The sequence below is a fragment of the Bauldia litoralis genome, assembly GCF_900104485.1.
In the GTDB taxonomy this organism is placed as follows: Bacteria; Pseudomonadota; Alphaproteobacteria; order Rhizobiales; family Kaistiaceae; genus Bauldia; species Bauldia litoralis.
The window spans coordinates 259,915-283,816 of record NZ_FMXQ01000005.1 but is presented as its reverse complement, the minus strand read 5'-3'; the positions used below and the strand labels follow the sequence as shown (position 1 = coordinate 283,816).

The 23,902-nt window shown below is 67.4% G+C and carries 16 protein-coding genes; 11 read left to right on the top strand and 5 right to left on the bottom strand.

Annotation, left to right across the window (positions count from 1 at the left end; all coding sequences use genetic code 11):
• Nucleotides 1-52 precede the first annotated feature (52 nt).
• On the bottom strand, nucleotides 53-1,726 hold the full coding sequence (gene ilvD, locus BLT60_RS13680) for a dihydroxy-acid dehydratase (RefSeq protein ID WP_090877017.1): 1,674 nt from the start codon (nucleotides 1,724-1,726) through the stop codon (nucleotides 53-55).
• A gap of 104 nt (nucleotides 1,727-1,830) precedes the next feature.
• Between ilvD and BLT60_RS13675 the strand changes: the two genes are divergently transcribed.
• Nucleotides 1,831-2,736, top strand: coding sequence for a LysR family transcriptional regulator (locus BLT60_RS13675; protein WP_090877016.1), 906 nt, complete (start codon nucleotides 1,831-1,833; stop codon nucleotides 2,734-2,736).
• Here BLT60_RS13675 and atzF read toward each other — a convergent pair.
• Entirely contained in the window at nucleotides 2,733-4,526 is a 1,794-nt protein-coding gene (atzF, locus tag BLT60_RS13670; RefSeq protein WP_090877015.1) for an allophanate hydrolase, read from the bottom strand. The two genes, BLT60_RS13675 and atzF, sit on opposite strands and share 4 nt — an antisense overlap.
• Nucleotides 4,527-4,738: 212 nt before the next feature.
• On the opposite strand from atzF, the gene kduD reads away from it, so the two are divergent.
• From kduD to BLT60_RS13655, 3 genes are all read left to right on the top strand, one after another.
• Complete coding sequence (kduD, locus tag BLT60_RS13665) at nucleotides 4,739-5,503, top strand: 2-dehydro-3-deoxy-D-gluconate 5-dehydrogenase KduD (RefSeq protein ID WP_090877014.1); 765 nt, start codon at nucleotides 4,739-4,741, stop codon at nucleotides 5,501-5,503.
• Between the two features lie 313 nt (nucleotides 5,504-5,816).
• On the top strand, nucleotides 5,817-7,655 hold the full coding sequence (locus BLT60_RS13660; RefSeq protein ID WP_090877013.1) for an autotransporter assembly complex protein TamA: 1,839 nt from the start codon (nucleotides 5,817-5,819) through the stop codon (nucleotides 7,653-7,655).
• A 34-nt stretch (nucleotides 7,656-7,689) separates the two neighbouring features.
• A complete protein-coding gene (locus BLT60_RS13655; RefSeq protein ID WP_139167834.1) occupies nucleotides 7,690-11,976 on the top strand; it encodes a translocation/assembly module TamB domain-containing protein in 4,287 nt (1,428 codons plus the stop codon).
• Between the two features lie 218 nt (nucleotides 11,977-12,194).
• Here BLT60_RS13655 and tdh read toward each other — a convergent pair whose 3' ends face one another.
• The 3 genes from tdh to BLT60_RS13640 form a co-directional block, all read right to left on the bottom strand.
• Nucleotides 12,195-13,217 carry an L-threonine 3-dehydrogenase gene (gene tdh, locus BLT60_RS13650; RefSeq protein ID WP_090877011.1) on the bottom strand — a complete coding sequence of 341 codons (1,023 nt, stop codon included), beginning with the start codon at nucleotides 13,215-13,217 and terminating at the stop codon, nucleotides 12,195-12,197.
• 11 nt (nucleotides 13,218-13,228) lie between these two features.
• Nucleotides 13,229-14,431: a glycine C-acetyltransferase gene (locus tag BLT60_RS13645; protein WP_090877180.1), complete on the bottom strand. Its 1,203-nt coding sequence runs from the start codon at nucleotides 14,429-14,431 to the stop codon at nucleotides 13,229-13,231.
• Between the two features lie 152 nt (nucleotides 14,432-14,583).
• Nucleotides 14,584-15,261 (bottom strand): GntR family transcriptional regulator, encoded by a 678-nt coding sequence (locus BLT60_RS13640; protein ID WP_090877010.1) that lies wholly within the window; start codon nucleotides 15,259-15,261, stop codon nucleotides 14,584-14,586.
• Between the two features lie 228 nt (nucleotides 15,262-15,489).
• Between BLT60_RS13640 and BLT60_RS13635 the strand changes: the two genes are divergently transcribed.
• The 7 genes from BLT60_RS13635 (at nucleotide 15,490) to BLT60_RS13605 (ending at nucleotide 23,883) form a co-directional block, all read left to right on the top strand.
• A complete protein-coding gene (locus BLT60_RS13635; protein WP_342028598.1) occupies nucleotides 15,490-16,548 on the top strand; it encodes a sugar ABC transporter substrate-binding protein in 1,059 nt (352 codons plus the stop codon).
• A gap of 111 nt (nucleotides 16,549-16,659) precedes the next feature.
• Nucleotides 16,660-18,201 (top strand): sugar ABC transporter ATP-binding protein, encoded by a 1,542-nt coding sequence (locus BLT60_RS13630; RefSeq protein ID WP_090877008.1) that lies wholly within the window; start codon nucleotides 16,660-16,662, stop codon nucleotides 18,199-18,201.
• Entirely contained in the window at nucleotides 18,198-20,285 is a 2,088-nt protein-coding gene (locus tag BLT60_RS13625) for an ABC transporter permease (RefSeq protein WP_090877007.1), read from the top strand. Before BLT60_RS13630 ends, BLT60_RS13625 begins: the two co-directional genes overlap by 4 nt.
• A gap of 17 nt (nucleotides 20,286-20,302) precedes the next feature.
• Entirely contained in the window at nucleotides 20,303-21,103 is an 801-nt protein-coding gene (locus BLT60_RS13620) for an SDR family oxidoreductase (protein ID WP_090877006.1), read from the top strand.
• Nucleotides 21,104-22,051: a 3-hydroxyacyl-CoA dehydrogenase gene (locus BLT60_RS13615; protein WP_090877005.1), complete on the top strand. Its 948-nt coding sequence runs from the start codon at nucleotides 21,104-21,106 to the stop codon at nucleotides 22,049-22,051.
• Between the two features lie 14 nt (nucleotides 22,052-22,065).
• Entirely contained in the window at nucleotides 22,066-22,998 is a 933-nt protein-coding gene (kce, locus tag BLT60_RS13610) for a 3,5-dioxohexanoate:acetyl-CoA acetone transferase (protein ID WP_090877004.1), read from the top strand.
• Between the two features lie 12 nt (nucleotides 22,999-23,010).
• Nucleotides 23,011-23,883, top strand: coding sequence for an SMP-30/gluconolactonase/LRE family protein (locus tag BLT60_RS13605; RefSeq protein ID WP_244521260.1), 873 nt, complete (start codon nucleotides 23,011-23,013; stop codon nucleotides 23,881-23,883).
• Nucleotides 23,884-23,902: the final 19 nt, after the last annotated feature.

The window sequence follows — 23,902 nt, the reverse complement described above, 5'->3', positions numbered from 1 at the left end:
TCCCGACAGCATCGCGCGACTGGCCCGCTCGGGCCAGTCGCGTTGTTTTCGTTCAGCCGCTCACCGCGCCCTTGTCAGCGGAGGTGGCGAGCGCCGCGAACTTGGCCAGCACGCCGCGGGTGTAGCGCGGCGCCGGCTGGCGCCAGGCCTCGCGGCGGCGCTGGATCTCGGCGTCGTCGACATTGAGCTGCAGAAGCTGCTTGTGCGCGTCGACGGTGATCGTGTCGCCTTCCTCGATCAGTGCGATGGTGCCGCCGACATAGGCCTCCGGAGTGACATGGCCGACCACCATGCCCCATGTGCCGCCGGAGAACCGCCCGTCCGTGATCAGCGCGACGGCGTCGCCGAGGCCGCGGCCGATGATCGCCGAGGTCGGCGCCAGCATCTCCGGCATGCCCGGACCGCCCTTCGGTCCGAGATAGCGCAGGACGAGAACGTCGCCGGCCTTGATCTTGTCGGTCATGATCGCATCCATCGCCGACTGCTCGTCGTCGAAGACGCGGGCCGGGCCGGTGATGGTCGTGCTCTTGAGACCGGTGATCTTGGCGACCGCGCCGCCTTCGGCGAGGTTGCCGCGCAGGATGGCAAGGTGGCCTTCCTTGTAGAGCGCGTTGTCGATCGTGTGGATGACGTCCTGGTCGTCGCGCGGCTTGGCGGGCACATCGGCGAGTTCCTCGGCCATCGTCCGCCCGGTCACCGTCATGCAGTCGCCGTGCAGCAGCCCGGCGTCGAGCAGCAGCTTCAGCACCTGCGGCACGCCGCCGGCCTTGTGCAGGTCGACCGCCATGTATTTGCCCGACGGCTTGAGGTCGCAGAGCACCGGCGCCTTGAGCCGGATCCGCTCGAAGTCGTCGAGCGTCCAGTCGACTTCCGCCGCATGGGCGATGGCGAGGTAATGGAGGATGGCGTTGGTCGAGCCGCCGGTCGCCATGATCAGGTAGACGGCATTCTCGATCGACTTGCGGGTGATGATGTCGCGCGGCTTAAGGCCCTTCTTCACCGCCTCGACCAGGACGCGGGCCGACTCGGCGGCGGAGTCGATCTTCTCCTGGTCCGGGTTGGCCATGTTCGAGGAATAGAACAGCGACATGCCGAGCGCCTCGAAGGAGGAGCTCATCGTGTTGGCGGTAAACATCCCGCCGCACGAGCCGCTCGACGGGCAGGCATGGCGCTCGATGCCGTCGAAATCTTCCTTGCTCATGTTGCCGGCCGAGTAGGAGCCGACCGCCTCGAAGGCCGAGACGATGGACAGGTCCTTGCCCTTCCAGCGGCCGGGCTTGATCGTGCCGCCATAGACATAGACCGCCGGGACATTGGCCCGGGCGATGCCCATCATGCCGCCCGGCATGTTCTTGTCGCAGCCGCCGATGACCAGGACGCCGTCCATCCACTGGCCCTGGACGCAGGTCTCGACGCAGTCGGCGATGACCTCGCGCGAGACGAGGGAGTATTTCATCCCCTCGGTGCCCATCGACATGCCGTCGGAGATCGTCGGCGTGCCGAAGATCTGCGGGTTGCCGCCGGCGTCTTTGACCGCGGCGACCGCCGCATCCGCCAGCGGCTGCAGGCCGGCGTTGCATGGCGTGATCGTCGAGTGGCCGTTGGCAATGCCGATCATCGGCTTGGCGAAGTCGGTGTCCTTGTAGCCCATGGCGTAATACATCGCCCGGTTGGGCGAGCGGGCGACGCCCTCGGTGATGTGGCTCGAGCGTTCGTTGTTTGGCATGGCGCGGCTCCCTGATCCTGCGTTTGGAGCATCCGTAAAGCCTTCTGAAACGACTGTAAAATATATATTTTACACTCTATTGGGTCGCAGAATATATTAATCGCATGGACCTCCGCCAGCTTCGCCATTTTGTCGCCGTCGCCGAGACGCTGCATTTCGGCCGCGCCGCCGAGAAGCTCAACATGACCCAGCCGCCGCTCAGCCAGAGCATCCAGGCGCTGGAGGCGACGCTCGGCGTCCGGCTCTTCGCCCGCACCCGCCGCAGCGTCGCGCTGACCGCGGTCGGCGCCGAATGGCTGCCCTATGTCCGAAAGCTGCTGGCCGAGGCGGCCGACCTGCCGGACATCGCGTTGCGCCTGTCGCGCGGCGAGGTCGGCGCGTTGCGCCTCGCCTTTGTCAGCACCGCCACCTACAGCGTCATGCCGCCGCTGATCAGCCGCTTCAAGGCGCAGTTCCCGCAGGTCGAGGTGTCGCTGCGCGAGGCGACCAGCGACATCCAGATCGACTGGCTGCTCGATGGCGATGTCGATGCCGGGCTGCTGGTTGCCGCGCCGCAGCCGATCACCCCGCCGCAGCTCGGCTACCTGCCGCTCCATCGCGAGAAGCTGGTAGCCGTCGTGCCTGAATCATGGATGGCGAGTGGCCGGATCAGGCCGTCGAAGGGCAAGCTCCGCTTCAGCCAGATCCGCAACGAGGGGCTGGTCCTGTTTCCCCGCCAGAGCGCCCCGGCGCTGCACGACCTGATCACCGGCTATTACGTCGGGGCGGGCAGCACGCCGACGATCGTCCAGGAGGCGGTGCAGATGCAGACGATCATCGGCCTTGTCTCGGCGGCGATCGGTATCGCCCTGGTGCCGGAGTCGATGCGCGGCCTCGCCCGGCCGGGCGTCGCCTACCTGCCGCTGGCCGAAAAGCCGCCGGTCATGGAAACCGGGCTGGCCTGGCGCACCGACAGTTCGGCGCCGACGCTGCGCCGCTTCATCGCGCTCGCCGGGGAGCCGGCTGCTTAGCCCAGCGAGGCGATATAGGCGCGCCAGCCGCCGAAGCTCGAGATGTCCCGGGCGCCGTCGATGGCCGCCGCTTCGCAGAGGAAACCCTTCACCGTGGTTCCGTCACCGAGATTGAGCGTGCCGATGCCGAGCGGCGAGGGGATGGTGGTGACGAAATCGCCGAAGGCCTCGCGCGACAGCGCCCATACCTCGGTCTCGATCGCGTTGCCGATCTGGTTGGTCCGCATCAGGCCGGGACGGGGCGGCGGCCCGCCGGGCAGCGCGAACAGGCGATAGGTCGGCTCCGTCTCGGCCTTGCGGACGAACACCCCGCCGCGCGACGTCAGTTGGTGGTTGAGCGCCATGCCCGACAGGTGGGCGCCGACCACGGCGACCTCGACGCTGGCCAGCGGCGCCTCGGCCGGTTGGGCCGCGACCGCCGGGATCTTGAAGCCATTGGCGCCGATCCGCACCCCGGCTGCGCCATGCAGCGCCGCGCCGACGGCGGCGAGCAGACCGTCCCGTCCCGCCGGCGCGATCAGCGTCACGCCGGAGGGCAGCCCGTCGCCGCGGAACGGGCCGGGCACCGCCAGCGCGCAGAGATCGAGCAGGTTGACGAAATTGGTATAGGTGCCGAGCCGCGCATTGGCCCCGATCGGATCGGCCTCGATGTCGGCCAGCGTGCACACGTCGGGGATGGAGGGGACGACCAGCACGTCGATGTCGTTCCAGATGCCGGCTGTCGCCCGCTTCAGTTCCGCCAGCCGGTAGATGCCGGCAAAGGCGTCGGCCGCCGAGAGCGACGTCGCGCCCTCGATGATCTGCCGGGTAACGGGATGCAGGGATTCAGGCCGCCCCTCGATGAAGTCGCGGATCGCCTGGTAGCGCTCGGCCACCCAGGCGCCTTCGTAGAGGAGCGCGGCGGTGGCGAAGAAAGGGGTCAGGTCGACGGCACGATGCGCTGGTCCGACGTCCGGAAAAAGGTCGACCGCGGCGTCGAAAGCCGCCGCCGCCGTGTCGCTGCCGAAGACGCGGCTCTTGTCGTCGGGAACGCCGATGCGCACCGACGGCGGCAGGGTCGGTCGTCCGAGCGGCAGGGGGCGGGACCACGGATCGCCCTTGTCATAGCCGGCGGCGACCGAGAAGGCCGACCACGCGTCGGCGACCGTGCCGGCGAAAATCGAGATGCAGTCGAGCGACCGGCAGGCCGGCACGACGCCGCGGGTCGACAGAGCCCCGCAGCTTGGCTTCAGGCCGACGATGTTGTTGAGCGCCGCCGGAACCCGGCCGGAGCCCGCCGTGTCGGTGCCGAGCGCGAAGGAGACGAGCCCCCGCGCCACCGCAACGGCCGAGCCGGACGACGAGCCGCCGGGGACCAGCGACGGGTCGAGCGCGTTGCGCGGCACCGGATAGGGCGTCCGCGTGCCGACCAGCCCGGTGGCGAACTGGTCGAGATTGGTCTTGCCGATCAGGATCGCGCCTGCCTCGACCAGCCGGTCGACGGCCGGGGCCGATGCCGTCGGCGTATAGGCATAGTCGGGGCAGGCGGCGGTGGTCGGCAGCCCGGCGACGTCGATATTGTCCTTCACCGCGAAGGGCACGCCGTAGAGCGGCTTGGTCGGGTCGATCCGCCCGCCGAGCTCGCGCGCCTGGGCCAGTGCGTCGTCGCGATCGACGAGCGAAATGAAGATGCCCGGGTCGTCCGTCGCCTCGATCGCGTCAAAGGCCGCTTCGATGGTGTCGGTCGGCTTGTTGCCGTGGCGATAGTCGGTCAGCAACCGGGAGATTTCAGCGTCATGGGATATCGACAAGAGGACGTGTCCGCTTCTGCTACAATGGGTCTCCGGCGAGCAAATACCGGGCCATCCGCAGGGTTTTCAAGCCCCGGATCGACTCAGGACCGCCCTCCTGATCTCAAATTGCAACAAAATTGGGCGTGCGCAATAGCGCGGCAGCAACACCCTGCAACGAATGCCGCTTCCCGGGGGAGAAAACCGCGACCCGGCCTGCTAAGAACCAGCCCATGACAATCACCAATCTCTTCGACCTCACCGGCAAGGTCGCCCTTGTCACCGGCGCCCGGCGGGGCCTCGGCCAGGCGCTGGCCCTGACACTGGCCGACGCCGGCGCCGATATCATCGGCCTCGGCCCCAATGCCATGGATGAAACCGGCGCCGGCGTGACGGCGCGGGGCCGTGCCTTCGCCGAAATAACGGCGGACCTGTCGGATTCCCAGGATTTCGAGGCGCTGGTCGCCAAAGCGGTCGCCGCGCACGGCCACATCGACATCCTGGTCAACAATGCCGGCATCGTCCGTCGCGCCGATATCCTCGATTTCCCGGAATCGGACTGGGACGACGTGATGCAGGTGAATCTCAAGAGCGCCTTCTTCCTCTCGAAAGCCGTTGCGCGCCACATGATCGACGGCGGCATCGCGGGACGCATCGTCAATATCGCCTCGATTCTGTCGTTCCAGGGGGGTGTCCGGGTGCCGTCCTACACCGCCAGCAAGCACGGAATCGTCGGCCTGACCCGCCTGCTGGCCAACGATCTCGCCCCCCACGGCGTCACCGTCAACGCCATCGCCCCCGGCTACATGGACACCGACAACACCGAGGCGCTGCGCAACGACCCCGACCGCATGCGGCAACTGATCGAGCGGATTCCGTTGGGCCGCTTCGGAAATTCCGACGAACTGGCGACCGCCATGCTTTTCCTCGCCGCGCCGGCAAGCACCTATGTCACTGGCTCTGTGGTGACGGTCGACGGTGGCTGGACGGCGCGTTGAGCAGCAGAATCAGGTTGGACAATCAAGGGTTGTAGAGGCGGTCCGTGGATCTTTTGCATTCCGCAGCGCGTTACCGATGTGATCGGTCGTGGGAATCCGCCCGAATCCGGCAAAACCGCGTGCCTTGGCGTTGATTTTCCTTCATGAAGGACGGCGTGGGACGGGTGCCGGGCGGTAAACTCGCGATTCAGGGATGGACTGCTAAACTCGCGGGGAAATGAAGGTCCGGTGGGCCGGGGCGCCGCCTGTCGCGGTGCTTCAGTGATGGGGATGGGTTGTATTGCGTCTTCGGAGTCCCGGACGCCTCGCTGCTGTGCTGGCCGTCGCACTCCTCGCGGAGAGCGCCGCTACCCCTGCCTTTGCCATCTGGCCCTTCACCAGACGCGACAAGGTCGAGGAAGTCGTTCCCGATCCCGTCACCTACACCGTCGATATCGAGGTCGTCGGCAGCAATCGCCGTTTCGACCGGACGCTGCGCAACGCCTCGTCGCTCTATAACCGCCGCGAAACGCCGACATCGGGGGCGGTCGGGCTTCTCGCCCGGGCGCGTCAGGATATCGGCAGCCTCACCGCCGTCCTCTACCAGAACGCCCGTTATGCCGGCGAGGTCGCCATCACGATCGGCGGCCGTCCGCTCGACAGCTGGAGCCCCTTCGATCCGATCGGCCCGCAGCCGGTTCCGGTCAGGGTCGTCATCACCGCCGGGCCGCAGTTCGTCTTCGGCACCGTCCGGGCCAATCCGCTGCCCCCGGACATGACGATCGAGGACCTGCGCATCGCCCCCGGCGAGATCGCCGAGTCGGGCCGCATCATCAGCGCCGAGGACAGGATCGTCGGGGGGTGGCGGGACGAGGGTTATCCGCTCGCTGCGATTTCCGGCAGCGATGTCGTCGCCGACCACGGCAACCGGACGCTCGACGTCACCATTACCGTCGATCCCGGCCCCATCGCCGATTTCGGCCGGGTCACCGTCAGCGGTACCGATCGGGTCAAGCCGACCCTCATCGAGGGGCGGGCCGGCATCGACCCCGGCACGCTCTACTCGCCGAGGACCACCCGGCGGGCGGAACAGCGCCTGCGCGATCTTGGCGTCTTCGAGAGCGTCCGCATCGTTCCGGCCGACCACCTCGACCCGGATGGCACCATTCCGGTCGAGATCATCGTCTCCGAACGCAAGCGCCACGTCATCGGCGCCGGCGTCAATTATTCCAACACCGAGGGCGCCGGGGCCGAGATCTACTGGGCTGATCGCAACCTTTGGGGCGGCGCCGAGTCGCTCCGGCTGTCGGCGGAGATCTCGCGGCTGTTCGATTCCGCCTTCAACGAACCGGACTATCGCCTGGCCGCCAAATTCAAGAAACCCGCCGTCTTCGATCCGATGACCGACTTCACGCTGCGCGCCGAAGCTTTCCGCGACACCACCGACGCCTATCGGGCGACGACGCAGGAGATCGAGGGCGGGCTTTCGCGCGTCTTCACCGACACGGTGTCCGGCTCGGTTCTGCTGGAACTCGAGAACACCCAGATCGATGAGGCGGTGCCTAACAAGGACTACCTGATCGCGACCCTGACTGGTGCCGTCGACTGGGACACGCGCGACAACCGGCTCGATCCGACTCGCGGCTTCAACGTCCATCTCGAGGCGGCCCCGGCCTACGACTTCCTCCACGACGAGGTCTTCGCCACCTTCAAGGAAGACATCTCGATCTACCAGGCCATCGACGCCGAGAGACGCTTCATTCTCGCCGGGCGCGTCCAGGCCGGCGTGCTGACCGTCGAGAACAAACGCAATGTCGCCGCGAGCCGGCGGCTCTACGCCGGTGGCGCCGGATCGGTACGCGGCTATGGCTACGAGAATATCGGACCGCGCAACAAGGACGGCGACCCGGTCGGCGGCCGGAGCAATTTCGCCGTCTCCGGCGAGGTGCGCTACCGCATCTCGGATTCCTTCGGCGTCGTCGCCTTCGTCGATGCGGGCAACGCCTATCGCGACATCGTGCCCGATGTCACCAATCTCAAGGTCGGCGTCGGCGGCGGCATCCGCTACCTGACCCCGGTCGGGCCGCTCAGGGTCGATCTGGCTGTTCCGCTCGATCCCCGCCGTGATGACCCCTCAATTGCGCTCTATGTAGGCTTGGGTCAGGCCTTCTGACCGGCCGGACGCAATAAGGAAACAGCAACTCGGAATGCGGCGCGCGCTTCGTTATGCAGGGATGGCCCTTCTCGGCCTGGTCGTGCTTTTCGGCCTGGTGCTGGTGCTGCTCGCCACGCCGCCGGGGCGGTCGATGCTGGCCGGTTTCATTGAGCGCGCGGTGTCCGGCGACGGCCTGACGCTGTCGATCGGCTCGCTTTCCGGCTGGCCGCCTTTCGCCTTTGGCGCCGATGGCGTCGTTGTTGCCGATACCCAGGGGACCTTCGCAGAAGTCGACGGCCTGGCGATCGATCTCAATGTCGGGGCGCTGTTTTCCGGGCGCATCGATCTCGATTCCGTCACGGCTGAACGGATCGCCGTCATGCGCCAGCCGGTGCTGCCGCCGGCCGCCGACACGGAAGGCGGTGGGGGGCTGTTTCCGCTCGCCGTCGACCGGCTCGAGATCGCCCGGCTGGAACTCGGCGCGGGCCTTGTCGGCCAGCCCGCGGCACTTGCCGTCGCCGGCAACTTTGCCCTGCGCAGCGATGGCGGTATCGAGGCGCAGCTCAATGCCGACCGCATCGATGGCGGCGCCGGCACCATCGCGGCATCGGTTGCCCGCGCCGACGGCTCGGCGCCGATCGCCCTCGACGTCACGCTGGACGAAGCGGCGGACGGCATTCTCGTCGGCCTGCTCGGCCGCGAAGCCGGGCCCGGATACCGCCTTGTCGCCCAGACATCCCTGTCCGAAAGCGGCCTGACCGGCGCGGTGTCGCTGACCTCGGACGGCGCGGCGCGGTTCGCTGGCAAGGTCGGCCTTGCCGCGGCCGGCGATGCCCAGCGCCTTGTCGTCAACGGCGATGGCGACCTCGGGGAGTTCGTGCCGGCCGGTTTCGCCGATCTCCTCGCCGGCACCATCGATGTCGCTGTCGACCTCGAATGGAGCAGCGTTGCGGGGGCCAGCCTGCCGCGCATCGTCATTCATGATGGCCAGGTTTCCACCGGCGCGGTTCAGGCAAGCGCCTCCGGCGTCCTGGGTGGCGCGGATACCGCCATGACGCTCAGGGTCGATGCCGCCAATCCGGCCGGCGGCCCGCTGTCGCTGCCAGTCGGTGGCGACGCGCCGCTACGCATCGACTCCCTGTCGCTGTCCGGCGAGATCAAGCCGGCCGAGTCCGCCCATCGCCTCGACCTGATCGGCCGCATCGCCGGCCTCGCGGTCAATGGCATCGCCATCCCGGGCATCGGCCTGTCGCTCGCCGTCGAGGCGGAAGGCGACGATCCGCTGGCCGACGAGAGCCTGCCCTTTGCCCTTCGCGTCGAGGCCGATGCGATCGACCTCGGCACCACCCGCCTGACGGCGACCGAGGCCGAGCCCCTGCTGGTGACCGCGGACGGGACACTCGACGTGCCGGCGACCGCGGCCAGGGTCGATGTCGACCTCTCGGCGCTTGGCGGCCGGGCGCTGTTTGCCGGCGATGTCGCGCCGGACGAAGCCACCGGCGAATTGCGGGCGCGCTTCGGCGACCTGGCGCCGATCGGCGCGCTGGTCGGTCGCGATCTCTCCGGCGCCCTCGCGGCGACCCTGAACGGCCGCTTCTTCGGTGCCGAGGGCATGCGGCTGGCGATCGAGGGAACCGCAACGGACCTCGATCCCGGCGAACCGGCGATCGCCCCGCTGCTGACCGGACAAACGCGCTTCGCCCTGACCTTTGCCGACGATCCCACGGGGCGGCTGTCCATCGAGGACCTGTCGGTCGACGGCGCCGCCGTGACCCTTGCCGGCAACGTCTCGCTCGATGGATCGGCCATCGACGGTCGTTTCTCGGGCGATATCGCCGATCTCGCCCTGATAGCCGAACAGTCGCGCGGCGCCGCCACGGTGACCGGCGAGATCGCCGGCTCGCTCGACCGGCCGACCTTCGACGCGACGGTCGCCGTCGCCGATGGCGAACTGGTCGGCCAGCCCGTCGCCGATGCCACGGTCCGCGTCCAGGGCGAGCCGGTCGACACCGGATGGCGCGGCATGCTGACCCTTGGCGGATCCTTCGCCGGCCGGCCCCTGCAGGGCACGGCCGAGGCGATGGTCGACATCGAGGCCGGTCGATTCGCCTTTCCCGCCGTCGATCTCGCCATCGCCGAGAACCGGATCACCGGCGCGATCGAGCAGGCGGAGGGCGGGCTGCTGTCCGGCTCGCTGTCGGTCGAAGCGCCCAATCTCGCGACCCTGGCCGCGCTTGCCCTTGTCGAGGCGACCGGCTCGGCCGAGGCCAGCATCCGCTTCCAGCCGGATGACGGCCGCCAGGCCGTCGATGTCGTCTTCAACGCGCGCGACATCGCTGTCGCGACGCTCGTCGCCGACAAGGCCGATGGCACGGTCCGCATCGACGATGCGCTGGGCACGCCGCAGATCGCCGGGTCGATCGACGCGGCTGGGATCAGCGCCGGGTCCGTCCGGATCGACAGCGCCCAGGCGACAGCCGAGGTCGATGGCCCGACGACGCGCTTCGCCGTCAAGGCCAGCGGCCCCGAAATCGGGCTCGACGGCGCAGGCAGCCTGACCACCGAGGCCGTGGGCCAGACGCTTGAAGTCAGCCGGCTGTCCGGCACAGCCTTCGGTTTCCCCGTCGAGATCGACGGCCCGGCCCGGGTCAGCCTCGGCGACGAGACGCGTATCGAGAGCGTGCGGCTCGCGCTTGGCGGCGGCCGTGTATCGATCGCCGGCCCGGTGACGCCGGCTCTCGGCCTCGATGTCACCATCGAGGGTGTCTCGGCGGCGATCGCCAACCAGTTCTCGCCCGGCCTCGGCGCACGGGGAACCATCACCGGCTCGGCCAGGGTGACCGGCACCACGGCGGCGCCGGCGATCGCCTGGCGGGCCGAACTGTCGGGTTTCGCCGTCGCGCAGACCGAGTCCGCCGGCCTGCCGGGCCTCGCCATTACCGCCAGCGGTGAAGCCACCACTGCCGCGACCACCATCGCCGCGCGGGTGACCGGCGCCGGGGCGACGCTCCAGGCCAATGGCCGGGTGCCGTTCACCGGCGGCGATCCGGACATCACCGTGACCGGCACCGCGCCTCTCGAACTCGTCGGGCTCTTCACCGACCGCGAACTCGACCTCGGCGGCACCGCCACGCTCGATCTCAAGGTGGCGAGCGCCACGTCGATATCGGGGACTGTTGCGCTGTCGAACGCCACAATCATCGATTCCCAGACGCGGTTCGGCGTCACCGATATCGGTGGCCGCATCAACCTCAACGGCCAGACCGCGACGATCAATGGCGTCACCGGTCGGCTTGCCCAGGGTGGCCAGATCACCGTCGGCGGATCGATCGCGATCAACCCGGATGCCGGGCTTCCCGCCAACCTGACCATCGGCGTGCAGAACGGGCGCTACAATGACGGGACGATGGTCGACGCCGCCTTCACCGCCGCGCTGACGTTGACCGGGCCGCTGATGACCACAGGCACGGTCGGCGGACGCGTCGATATCTCGCGCGCCGACATCCTCCTGCCCGACCGCTTCGGCGGCGGCGCGGCCCTCGACGTCCGGCATGTCAATGTCGCCCCCGGCTTTGTCCCGCCGGTCAGGCCGGCGGCGCCCAGCGCTTCCAGCGGCGGCTCGGCCAGCGGCGGCCTCAATCTGAACATCACGGTCGCCAGCACCAACCGCACGGCGATCATCGTCCGCGGCTTCGGGCTCGATGCCAGTCTCGGCGGCTCGCTCACCGTCACCGGCGATATCGGCAATCCCGTCACCGTCGGCGGCTTCGAAATGGCCCGTGGCCGTATCGAGGTCCTTGGCCGGCGCTTCGAGTTCACCCGCGGCCGGCTGACCTTCACCGGCGATCTTGTCCCGGTTCTCGACTTCGAGGCCTCGACGCGCACCTCGCAGGTCACGGCCATCGTCAATGTCGACGGCCCGGCCGATGACCCGGTGATCAGCTTCACCTCCAACCCGCAATTGCCGGAGGAGGAGATCATCTCGCAGATCCTGTTCGACCGGAATGTCAGCGGTCTCACCGCCTTCCAGGCGGCACAACTTGTCGATGCGATCGGCCAGTTCTCCGGTGCCTTCGCCCGCGGCGACGGCCTGTTCACCCGGGTGCGCCAGATGACCGGGCTCGACGATCTCGACGTCCGCCAGAACGAGTCCGGCGGCACGACGGTCGGCATCGGCAAGCGGATCAACGACAACATCCGCCTCGGGGTCGAGCAGGATACCGGCGGCGCCGGCCGAGTTACCATCGACCTCGACATCACCCGCAATCTCAAGGCGCGCGGCTCCGCCGGCGACGACGGGTCGGGCTCGGTCGGCCTGAACTACGAATACGAATACTAGGAGCGGGCAGTAGGTCGTGCGTCCTTCGAGGCCCGTCTGACGACGGGCACCTCAGGATGGCGGGGTGGTTCCTCGGTCACGACGTGCAGACGTTCGCGTCCTCGGCACAATGACCCCGCCATCCTGAGGTGCTCCGCAAAGCGGAGCCTCGAAGGACGCACCCCCGAAGGACACCCCGGACGAGACCCGAAGGCTACACGACGGCCACCTCGAACGCCTTACCACTCCAGCACCACCTTGCCGCATTCGCCGGCGCGCATGACCTGGAAGGCGGTCTCGAACTCCGCCGCCGGCAGCCGATGGGTGATCACCTTGCGGATGTCGAGCCCGCTCTGCAGCATCGCCAGCATCTTGTGCCAGGTCTCGAACATTTCGCGGCCGTAGATGCCTTTGACGGTGAACTGGCGGAAGATGATCTTGTTGAGGTCGAGCGGCGCTGGCTTGGACGGGATGCCGAGGATGGCGATCCGCCCGCCGACCACCATGTGGTCGAGCATTTGGTCGAGGGCGGCCGGGATGCCGCTCATCTCCAGCCCGACGTCGAAGCCCTCGCGCATGCCGAGCTTCGCCATCACGTCGTGAAGGTCCTCTTCCGCCGTGTTGACCGGCACGACGCTGGTCACCTCGGCGGCGAGTTTCAGCCGGGTCGGGTTGATGTCGGTGATGACGATGTGCCGGGCGCCGACATGGCGGGCGACGGCGGCGCTCATGATGCCGATTGGCCCGGCGCCGGTGATCAGCACGTCCTCGCCGACCATGTCGAAGGAGAGCGCCGTATGCACCGCGTTGCCGAGCGGATCGAGCACCGCGCCGATCTCGTCGTCGATGTCGTCGGGCAGGGCGACGACGTTGAAGGCCGGGATCCGGACATATTCGGCGAAGGCGCCGGGAATATTGACGCCGACCCCTTGCGTCTCGGGGTCGAGGTGGAAGCGCCCGGCCCGGGCGGCGCGGCTGTGCATGCCGATCACGTGGCCCTCGCCGGAGACCCGCTGGCCGACCTTGACCGTATCCACCGCCGCCCCGGTCTCGACGACCTCGCCGGCATATTCGTGGCCGACGATCATCGGCACGGGCACCGTTTTGCTCGCCCAGTCGTCCCAGTTGTAGATGTGCAGGTCGGTGCCGCAGACCCCGGTACGGCGGACCCGGATCAGCACGTCCTTCGGCCCGATCTCCGGCTTCGGTTCGTCGCTGAGCCAGAGCCCCGGTTCGGCTTTCTGCTTGACGAGTGCGCGCATGGTCGGTCCGTTCAGATGAGTCCGAGTTGCTTGCCGGCGTCGATGAAGGCGTCGGCCGCGAAGGTTATGTCGGCGTCGGTCAGGGCCGCCGACATCTGGGTGCGGATCCGCGCCTTGCCCATCGGCACGACGGGATAGAAGAAGCCGGCGACATAGACGCCGCGCGCGCCGAGGGCGCTCGCCATCTGCTGCGCCCGTTCCGCGTCGCCGACCATCACCGGCACGATCGGCGTGTCGCCGGCGATCAGGTCGAAACCGGCATCGGTGAGCGCCGCGCGAAATCGGCTGGCGTGGCTGGCCAGCAAGGCCCGGCGGTCGTCCGCCTTTTCGGCGATGTCGATCGCCTTCAGCGCCCCGGCGACGGTCGGCGGCGGCAGGCTGTTGGAGAAGAGATAGGGCCGCGCCTTCTGGCGATAGAGGTCGATGACCGGCTGGCGCGCGGCGATGAAGCCGCCGATGCCGCCGCCCAGCGTCTTGCCGAAGGTGCCGGAGATGATGTCGACGCGATCCTCGACCCCGGTCAGCGCCGGTGTGCCGCGGCCGCCGTCGCCGAGGTGGCCCGTCGCATGGCAGTCGTCGATCATCACCATCGCGCCGTGGCGCTCGGCGAGATCGCAGATCGCGCCGAGTTTCGCGACATGGCCGTCCATCGAGAAAACGCCGTCGGTGGCGATCAGGATCGTCCGCGCGCCGTCGCTGCGCGCCTGCTTCAGTCTGTCGTCCAGTTCGTCCATGTCGCCGTTGGCGAAGCGGTAGCGCTTCGCCTTGCACAGCCGGATGCCGTCGATGATCGAGGCGTGGTTCAGCGCGTCGGAGACGATGGCGTCGTCCTCGCCGAGCAGCGGCTCGAACAGCCCGCCATTGGCGTCGAAGCAGGCGGCGAAGAGGATCGCGTCGTCCGTCCGCAGGTATTGGGCGACTCGTTGCTCAAGGTCGCGATGCAGCGTCTGCGTCCCGCAGATGAAGCGCACCGAGGCCATGCCGAAGCCGAAATCGTCCATTGCAGCCTTGGCCGCCGCGACGATCTCGGGATGGTTGGCAAGGCCAAGATAGTTGTTGGCGCAGAGATTGACGAAGGGGCGTTTCTCGCCATTCAACGCGACATCGACATGGCCGCCCTGCGGCCCGGCGATCAGCCGCTCGGTCTTGAAAAGGCCGCCAGCCTTCAACTCGGCCAGCGTCGTTTCGAGCTTCTCGATAAAGGCGTCCTGCATCATCGGGCGAAGGTTCCCGGTTGGAATGTCGGAAGGAGTCCGGCGGATCGCGGAAAATCGGCGGCCGCGAAGCGCCCGATCGTGATTCTCGTCGCCCCACGATAACGGCCGCAGGAGAGGGCGTCAGTCACCAAACGGACGAAAGGCGTCGGTCAGTCGAGCAGTTTCGCCAGCACCTCGTAGGCGCCGTTGATGTCGCCGGCGATCGCGGCGCGGGCGGCATCGGCATCGCCGCGTTTCAGCGCCTCGGCCATGCTGCGGTGGTTGGCGTTTGCCGCGACATAGTTGCCCGAGCCGCGCAGCAGGTTGAAATAGGGGCTGATCTGCAGCCAGACGATCTCGATCAGAGAGACCAGCGTCGGCGACTTCGACGCCCGGTAGGCGCCGAAATGAAACGAGCGGTTGGCCTGGAGGAATGCCTTGGCGTCGCTTGCCGCGATCGCCCGGTCCATCCTGTCGAGGTCGACTTCCAGCCCGGCGAGCGACGCCTTGTCGAAACGCGTTGCCGCCCAGGCGGCCGCCGCACCCTCGAGTTCCAGCCGCACCTTTCTCAGGTCATCCAGCCGCTCGAGGGTGAGCGGCGGGATGCCCATCGATCGGCCGGAGACTACGGTCAGCGCCTTCTCGGCGGTGAGCCGCTTCATCGCCTCGCGCACAGGCATCGTGCTGACGCCGAAGGAGTCCGCCAGGCTCTGGATGGTGACGAGTTGTCCCGGTGCAATCCCCCCATCGAGGATCAGGCCGGCGACCTGATGGTAGACGCGCTGCTGCAGGGTATCCCGCGTCAACGGCTCGACCTGGATGCCCGGTTTGTCGGCCGCAGTCCCCATTTCGTCTCCACCTGCCTCCCGATCGCCCGCTGCGGCGCGCCGCTTATAAACGCCCCGATCCCATCTTGCACGATCTTTGACATTTGATCTATGATCACAAGAAAATAGATCGGCTCATGAACCCCCATGACCGGAATACCAGGGAGGAACTGCATGAAACGAGCATCACGAATCATTGGCACCGCAGCCGCGGCGGCCCTTCTCTTCGGGGGGGCGGCGTTGACCGGCATGGCGGCGCAGGCCCAGGAAAAGTACAAGATTTTCCTGAGCATGAGCTACATCGGCAATGACTGGCAGGCCGAGGCCGCCAACATGGTCAAGGCGATGGCGGCCCATAAGAGCATGGCCGATAAGGTCGACCTGCAGGTCCAGGTCGCCGGTCCGAACGCCCAGCGCCAGATCCAGCAGATCAATGCCATGGTCCAGCAGGGCGCCGACGCGATCGTCGTCTTTCCGATCTCGCCGACCGCGCTGAACCAGGTCGTCAAGAATGCCTGCGACAAGGGCGTGCTGATCTTTGCCTATGACGCCGAGATCACCGAGGAATGCGCCTACAACATCCACATCGACCAGGAAGAAGCCGGCCGGGTCACCGCCGAGTGGCTGGTCGAGAAGCTCGACGGCAAGGGCAATATCGTTGTCCTGACCGGCGTTCCCGGTACTTCGGTCGATACGCAGCGGACTGCGGCGGCGATGGAAGTCTTCGCAGAGAATCCCGACATCAACATCGTCGCCGAAGCGGTTGGCATGTGGAGCCAGGCGGTCACCCGGACCGAACTCTCCAAGATCCTCGCCACCCAGAGCTGGGACGACATTGACGGTCTGTGGATGCAGGTCGGTTGCTATACGGCCAATGCCATGCAGCTCGAAGCGGGCAAGACCCCCGAAGAGCTGATCCCCTGTGCCGGTGAAGGCGCCAACGGCGGCCGTATCCAGATGCTGCCTGTCGGCACCGAGGTCGAGGGTGCGTCCGGACCCTATGCACCGCTCGGTGCGCCGCGCATTTCCTACGCCTCGCCGCCTTATTCCGGTGGTCTCGCCCTCAAGCTTGCGGTCGAGAAGCTGGAAGGCAAGGACGTGCCGAAGCTGACCGTGCTGCCGCTGCCGCTCGTCACCAACGAGACGATCCAGCTCTGCAAGGAAGGCACCTGGGATGAGATGAAGGCCGGCTGCAACGCCTTCAGCCCGGCGATCGTCGCCAATCCCGGCTGGTTCGCTTCGATCTTCTCAGAGGCGACTCCCGAGATCGGCTTCAACGCCGCGCTCGTCGGCCAGCCCGAGCTCTAGGGCTTCCTGAACAAGGCGCGGGGCGAGCGGCCAGGCTGCCCCGTGCCCTTTCCGAAGAAAACCACAGCCATTGCAGGCGGTCGCCGCGGCGACCGATGAAGGGAGGGGGCGATGACGGAGCCTACCGGCGCCCCGGCGGTGGCGGTCGAGGGATTGCGCAAGGCGTTCGGCGCCACTGTCGCCGTTGACGATGTCAGCTTCGCCATTGCGCCCGGGACCGTTCATGCGCTGCTCGGCGAAAACGGCGCCGGCAAATCGACCATCGTCAAGCTGCTCTCCGGACTGATCGAGCCCGACACCGGCCGCTTCGAGGTCTTCGGCAAACCATGCCGCCTCCGCTCGCCGCGCAGCGCCCACGCGCTCGGCATCCAGACCGCCTTCCAGGAAATGACCCTCGTCCGGGACCTCACCGTCCTCGACAACATGCTCTTGCCCTATGCGCCGGTCGGGCCGACCGCGATGATCCGTCGGCGCGCCGCCGATGCCGAGATCCGCGCCCATTTCGACAAGCTGGGTTTTCAGGTCGACCTCCGCGACGAGGTCGGCACGCTTGACCTTGCGGTCCAGCAGAAGATCGAGATCGCCCGCGCCATCTATCGCAAGCCGCGCATCCTGCTTCTCGACGAGCCGACCTCGACGCTCGCCGGCCGCGATGTCGACTGGCTTGGCGAGGTCATCGCCGGCCTCAAGGCCGATGGCGTCACCGTCGTCTTCATTTCGCACCGCATGCGCGAGGTCCGGGCCTTCTGCGATCACCTGACGATTCTCAGGAACGGCCGCCACATCTCGACCGGCACCGTTGCCGATTTCACCGACGCCGAGATCATCGAGATGATCATCGGCCGCTCCATCGCCCAGACCTTCCCGGCCCGTCCGGAGAAGCGCCCGAGCGAGGCGGAGGAGGTCTTCGCCGTCGATAACCTCGCCGCCGGCGCCAAGCTGCGCAATGCCAGCTTCGCGCTCCACAAGGGCGAAATCCTCGGCATTGCCGGGCTGCAGGGCATGGGCCAGCTCGATCTCTTCCTCGCCTCCTTCGGCATGACCGAGATCGCCCAGGGCGGCCTTCGGGTCGACGGCCGGCCGGTGACCATCGCCTCGCCGCGTGACGCCATCCGCCCGAACATCGCCATCGGCCTGCTGCCGGAAGACCGCAAGACCGAGGCGCTGTTCCTCAAGCTGACCGGCCTGCATAACGCCTCGCTTCCCGTCATCCAGCGCTACGCCCGTGGCGGCCTCATCGACACGACGCGCGAGACGGAATCGGTCGAGCGCGTCTTCGATCGCGTCGAGGTCGATCATCGTGCGCTGTGGACCCGTGTCGGCTCCTTCTCCGGCGGCAACCAGCAGAAGATCGCGCTGGCCAAGTGGCTCTTCGCCGAGAGCCGCATCCTCCTGCTCTTCGACCCGACCCGAGGCATCGACGTCGGCACCAAGCACGAGCTCTATGTCCTGATGCGCGCCTTCGCCGAACTCGGCGGCAGCGTCCTTTTCCACTCGACCGAGATTCCCGAACTCGTCCACCTCTGCGACCGGGTAATGGTCCTCTATGCCGGCGAGGTCGTCGCCGAACTCGAGGGCGACGAACAGTCCGAGCACAACATCATGCGGGCGGCGCTCGGCGCCGACACCGCGGCGACGGAAGCGGTGGCATGAGCACCCCGGCGACTCATACACCCGAACCGGCCGCCAGGCGGCGCGGCCTCGACCTGCGCCTCGATCGCTTCCGCGGGCTGGCGACCGCCATCGTCGTCTTCGCCGCCCTGCTGCTGGTCGTCGACCTGATCAGCGCCGGCCCGCTCAGCTATTTCGACATCAGCTTCCTGTCGAGCGGCGGCGCGACCCTGGCGCTGGCCGCCGTCGGCCAGACCATCGTCATCCTCTCCGGCGGCTTCGACCTGTCGGCGGGCGCGGTGCTTTCGCTGGTCAATGTCGTGCTGGCCACCACCATGGACCCGACCGATTTCGAGGCGTCCATCGTGTTGTGGACCGCCGTCGGCATCGGCGTCGGGATGCTGGTAGGCGCTTTCAACGGCTTCTTCATCGCCTTCGTCCGCCTCCAGCCGATCGTCGTCACGTTGTCGACGATGTTCATCATCCAGGGCATCACGCTGCTCATCCTCGACAAGCCCGGCGGCTTCGTCTCGCCGTCGCTTGGCGGCTTCTATCTCGGCGACCTGGTGCCCGGCTGGATCCCGATGCCGATTGCGCTGCTCTTCGCCGTCGGCCTGTTCTGGATGTGGCTGAAGCGAACCCGTTTCGGCACCGCCCTTTATGCCGTCGGCAGCGATCCGAATGCGGCGGCGGCCGCCGGCCTGCGCGTCGACTGGACCCGCTTCGCCGTCTATGTCGTCGCTGGCGGCTTCTACGGCCTCGGCGGCGTCTTCATCAGCGCCCAGACCGGCTCGGGCGATCCGCTGGTCGGCAACCCGCTGCTCCTGTCGATCTTCGCCGCGGTCGTGGTCGGCGGCACCCGCCTCGGCGGTGGTCGTGGCGGTCCGATCGGCTCGATCTTCGGCGCCTATATCCTGATGATCGTCGTCAATATCCTGCTGGTGCTCAACGTCTCGGCCTATTACTCGACGATCGCCGAAGGTCTGATCCTGCTGCTTGCGGTTCTCGCCGGCTCGATCTCCCGGGGTTCCACCCTGGCCCACCAGATCCGCGGCGCTTGGACCCGCTTCGGCGCCTGGCGGGCCGGGACGCTTCCGTCGCAGATCGGCGGTGGCGACCGGCGGCTGGCGATGACCGATGTCGCGCGGCCCGAGTCGCGAACCCAGGCGATGCCGTCGCTCTGGAGCCGCCACGGCGAGACGCTGCGCTTTGCGCTGCCGGCTTATGCCGCGCTGGTGCTGGTCATCATCGTCACCCAGGTCTGGCTCGGCAACGCCATCCTCAACTGGACCTACTGGAACTCGATCGTTGTCCTGTCGAGCTTCCTTGCCATCCTGGCGCTGGGGCAGGGGACCGTCATCCTCACCGGCGGCCTCGACCTTTCGGTGCCATGGACCATCGGCTTCTGCGGCATCCTGCTCGCCGGCATGGTCCAGGGCTCGGATGCGGCGCTGGTCTATGCGCTGCCCGTCGTGCTGCTCGTCGCTGTCGGGATCGGCCTGGTCAATGGCCTCGGCATCGTCTGGCTCGGCCTGTCGCCGATCGTCGTGACGCTGGCCACCAATGGCATGCTGCAGGGCGCGGCGTTGATCTATTCCGGCGGCACGCCGGCCGGCTTCTCTTCGCCGCTGCTGCGCTGGTTCATGACCGCCAAGGTCCTAGGCATCACGCCGGTCGTCTATTTCATGGTCCTCTTCGTCATCTTCTCGGTGATCTTCCTGTCGCGCACCTCCTTCGGCCGGCGGGTCTATGGCATCGGCAACGGCCTCCGCGTCGCGCAGTTGTCGGGCATCGCGGTCGGCCGCACGCTGGTCGGCGTCTACGTCCTGTCGGCCGTCTGTGCCGCGTTGGTCGGCATCCTGCTCACCGGCTTCTCGGGCCAGGCCAGCCTCGGCATGGGCGACGATTACCTCCTGCCATCGATCGCCGTCGTGGTTGTCGGTGGCGCGCTGATTACCGGCGGTCGCGGCCACTATCTCGGCATGCTCGGTGGCGTCCTGCTGTTGACCGCCCTGCAAACCTTGCTGGCCGGCACGACGCTGCCCTACGCCACGCGGGCGATCATCTATGGCGTCGTCGTTCTCGGAGCGGTGATCGCGCTTCGCGACCGGCGTGAGTTGAGTTGACATGAGGATGGGAAGACATGGCTGAACAGGCGGCAAGCAACGATCTGGCGGCGGGGATCGCCGGCCAGCGCGTCCTGATCACCGCGGGTGCCGGCGGCATTGGTCTGGCGATCGCCAGGCGGCTGGCGGCCCACGGCGCAAGCCTTTTCATTTGCGACGTCGCCGACGACGCGCTGGCTGCCTTTGGCGAGGAGTTTCCAGACGCCGGCCGGATCAAGGCCGATGTCTCGGACGAGGGCGACGTCGACCGGATGTTCGACGCCGCGGCCGAAAAGCTCGGAGGGCTCGACGCGCTGATCAACAATGCCGGCATCGCCGGCCCGACCGGTGGCGTCGATGCCATCGATCCGGCCGACTGGCGGCGCACCATCGACGTCTGCCTGACCGGCCAGTTCCTCTGCGCCCGCCGCGCCGTGCCGATGCTGAAGAGCGCCGGCGGCGGTTCGGTGGTCAACATGTCCTCGGCCGCCGGTCGCTACGGCTATGCGTTCCGCACGCCTTACTCATCGGCCAAATGGGGCGTCATCGGCTTCACCCAGAGCCTCGCCAAGGAACTCGGCCCCGACAACATCCGGGTAAACGCCATCCTGCCCGGAATCGTGGAAGGGCCGCGAATGACCGGCGTCATCCGCGACCGCGCCGCGCAGGTCGGCGTTTCCTACGAGGAGATGGAAACGCAATACCTGTCGAATGTCTCGCTGCGGCGCATGGTCAGCCCCGACGACGTCGGGGCGATGATCGCCTTCCTGCTGTCGAATGCCGGCGCCAACGTTTCCGGCCAGTCGCTCGGCGTCGATGCCAATGTGGAGGCCCTGTAGATGGCGAAAATTGCGATCATCGGCTCCGGTTTCATCGGCCGGGCATGGGCGATCACCTTCGCCCGCGCCGGCCATGACATCGCGCTGTGGGACAACGACAAGCAGGCCCCGCATCGCGCCATCGACTTCATCCGCGGCGTCCTGCCGGACCTGAAGACCAACGACCTCCTGATGGGCCGCGACCCCGAGGCGATGATCGCCGCGATCCGGGTCGAGGACGATTTCGACGCGGCGCTCGACGGCGTCTCCCACGTCCAGGAGAACACGCCCGAACGGCTGGAGATGAAGAAGGACATCTTCGCCCGGCTCGATGCCGCCACGCCGGCCGACGCGGTCATCGCCTCGTCGTCTTCCGCCATCCTGCCGTCCGCATTCACTGAGGAACTCGCCGGCTGCAGCCGCTGCCTCGTCATCCACCCGATCAATCCGCCCTACCTCATTCCCGCCGCCGAGGTGGTGCCGGCGCCCTGGACGTCGCCGGAGGTGCTGGAGCGGGTCCGCACGCTTCTGGTCGCCTGCGGCCAGTCGCCGATCATGATGAAGCGCGAACTCGACGGCTTCATCATGAATCGCATGCAGGGCGCGCTGCTCGAGGAGGCGTTCCGCCTCGTCGCCGATGGCTATGCGTCCATAGAAGATGTCGATATCGGCATCCGCGACGGGCTGGCCTTGCGCTGGTCCTTCATGGGACCGTTCGAGACCATCGACCTCAACGCGCCGGGCGGCGTCCGCGATTACGCGATCAAGTATCAGGGGCTCTACGAGAACCTCTTCAAGCAGATGCAGCGCCGCGTCGACTGGGCCGGCCCGGTGATGGACGTCATCGAGCGCGACCGTCGCGAGAAGCTGCCCGAGTCCGACCTGGTGAGGCACCAGGCATGGCGCGACCGGCGGCTGATGGCGCTCGCCGCCCACAAGCGCCGCGCCGCAAAAGACATAGTCGAGTAACCAGGAGCAGAAGAATGGCAGTCGATGGCAAGGTCATCATCACATGCGCCGTGACGGGTGCGATTCATACGCCGACGATGTCGCCGCATCTGCCGATTACCCCGGACCAGATCACCCATGAGGCGATCGCCGCGGCCGAGGCGGGCGCCGCGATCCTCCACCTCCACGCCCGCAACCCCGAGACCGGCCAGCCCGACCAGACGCCGGAGGCCTTCGCCAAGTTTCTGCCGCGCATCAAGCAGGGCACCAACGCGGCGATCAACATCACCACCGGCGGCAGCCCTTACATGCGGGTCGAGGAGCGGGTCCTGCCCGCCGCGCAGTTCAAGCCGGAAGTCGCTTCGCTCAACATGGGCTCGATGAACTTCGGCCTCTACCACCTCCTCGACAAGTACAAGGAGTTCAAGTTCGACTGGGAGAAGACCCATCTCGAAGCGACGCGCGATCTCGTTTTCCGTAACAGTTTCAAGGATATCCAGTACATCCTCGAGACCTGCTACGACAACGATACGCGCTTCGAATTCGAGTGCTACGACATCTCCCATCTCTACAACCTGAACCACTTCGCCGAGCGCGGCCTGGTCAAGCCGCCCTTCTTCGTCCAGTCGGTCTTCGGCCTGCTCGGCGGCATCGGAAGCCACCCGGAAGACGTTGCCCACATGAAGCGGACCGCCGACCGGTTGTTCGGCGACCAGTACCGCTGGTCGGTGCTCGGCGCCGGCGCCGCGCAACTGCGCGTCGCCGCCCAGGCCGCGGCGCTTGGCGGCAACATCCGCGTCGGCCTCGAGGACAGCCTGTGGGCCGGCAAGGGCAAGCTCGCCACGTCGAACGCCGATCAGGTCAAGCTCGCCCGCAAGCTGATCGAAGGCCTCGGCATGCAGGTCGCCACCCCCGACGAAGCCCGCGCCATCCTGAGCCTCAAGGGCGGCGACAAGGTCGCGTTCTAGGGGGAGGCACTTATGCTGAAGATCGAAGTCCTGATCGAGGACAAGGACCGTCTTGGCGAAGGTCCGCTCTGGGATGTCGAGGAGCAGCGGCTCTACTGGATCGACTCCTACGGTCCCGCCGTCCACTCCTGCGATGCCCAAGGCCGCGACGTGAAGCACTGGAGTGTGCCGGAGCCGATCGGCTCGATGGCGTTGCGAAAAGAGGGCGGCGCTGTCGTGTCGCTGCGCAGCGGCTTCCATTTCCTCGATTTCGCCTCGGGCGAAGTGACCCGGATCAACGAGACCCAGCCCGGCGAACTCCGCCCGCGCCTCAACGACGGCAAGGTCGACCGACAGGGCCGCTTCGTCGCCGGCTCGATGGACTACGAGGAGCGCGACGGCGTCGGCAAGCTCTTCCGCCTCGACCCCGACCTGTCGCTGCACACCCTCGACACCGACATCATCTGCTCCAACGGTCCCTGCTGGAGCCCCGACGGCAAGACCTTCTATTTCGCCGACACGTCGCGCAACGTCATCTACGCCTATGACTACGACACCGACACCGGCGACGTCCGCTCGCGGCGCATCTTCACCACTTTCGACAAGCTGCGCGGCTATCCCGATGGCGCCACCGTCGACGCGGAAGGCTATGTCTGGAGCGTCGAGGTCTATTCCGGCCGGCTTATCCGCTTCGATCCCGAGGGCGTTGTCGATCGCATCGTCGGCCTGCCGGTGCAGTCGACCACCAGCATGATCTTCGGCGGCCCCGATCTCGACATCGTCTATGTCACGTCGATGGCCCGGCCGATGGGCAATGAGTATCACCGCGAGCGCGAGGCGGGCTGCCTCTTCGCCATCCACGGGCTGGGCGTGCGCGGCCTGCCCGAGCCGCGCTTCGCCGGCTGAACACACCGAAAAGATTTCC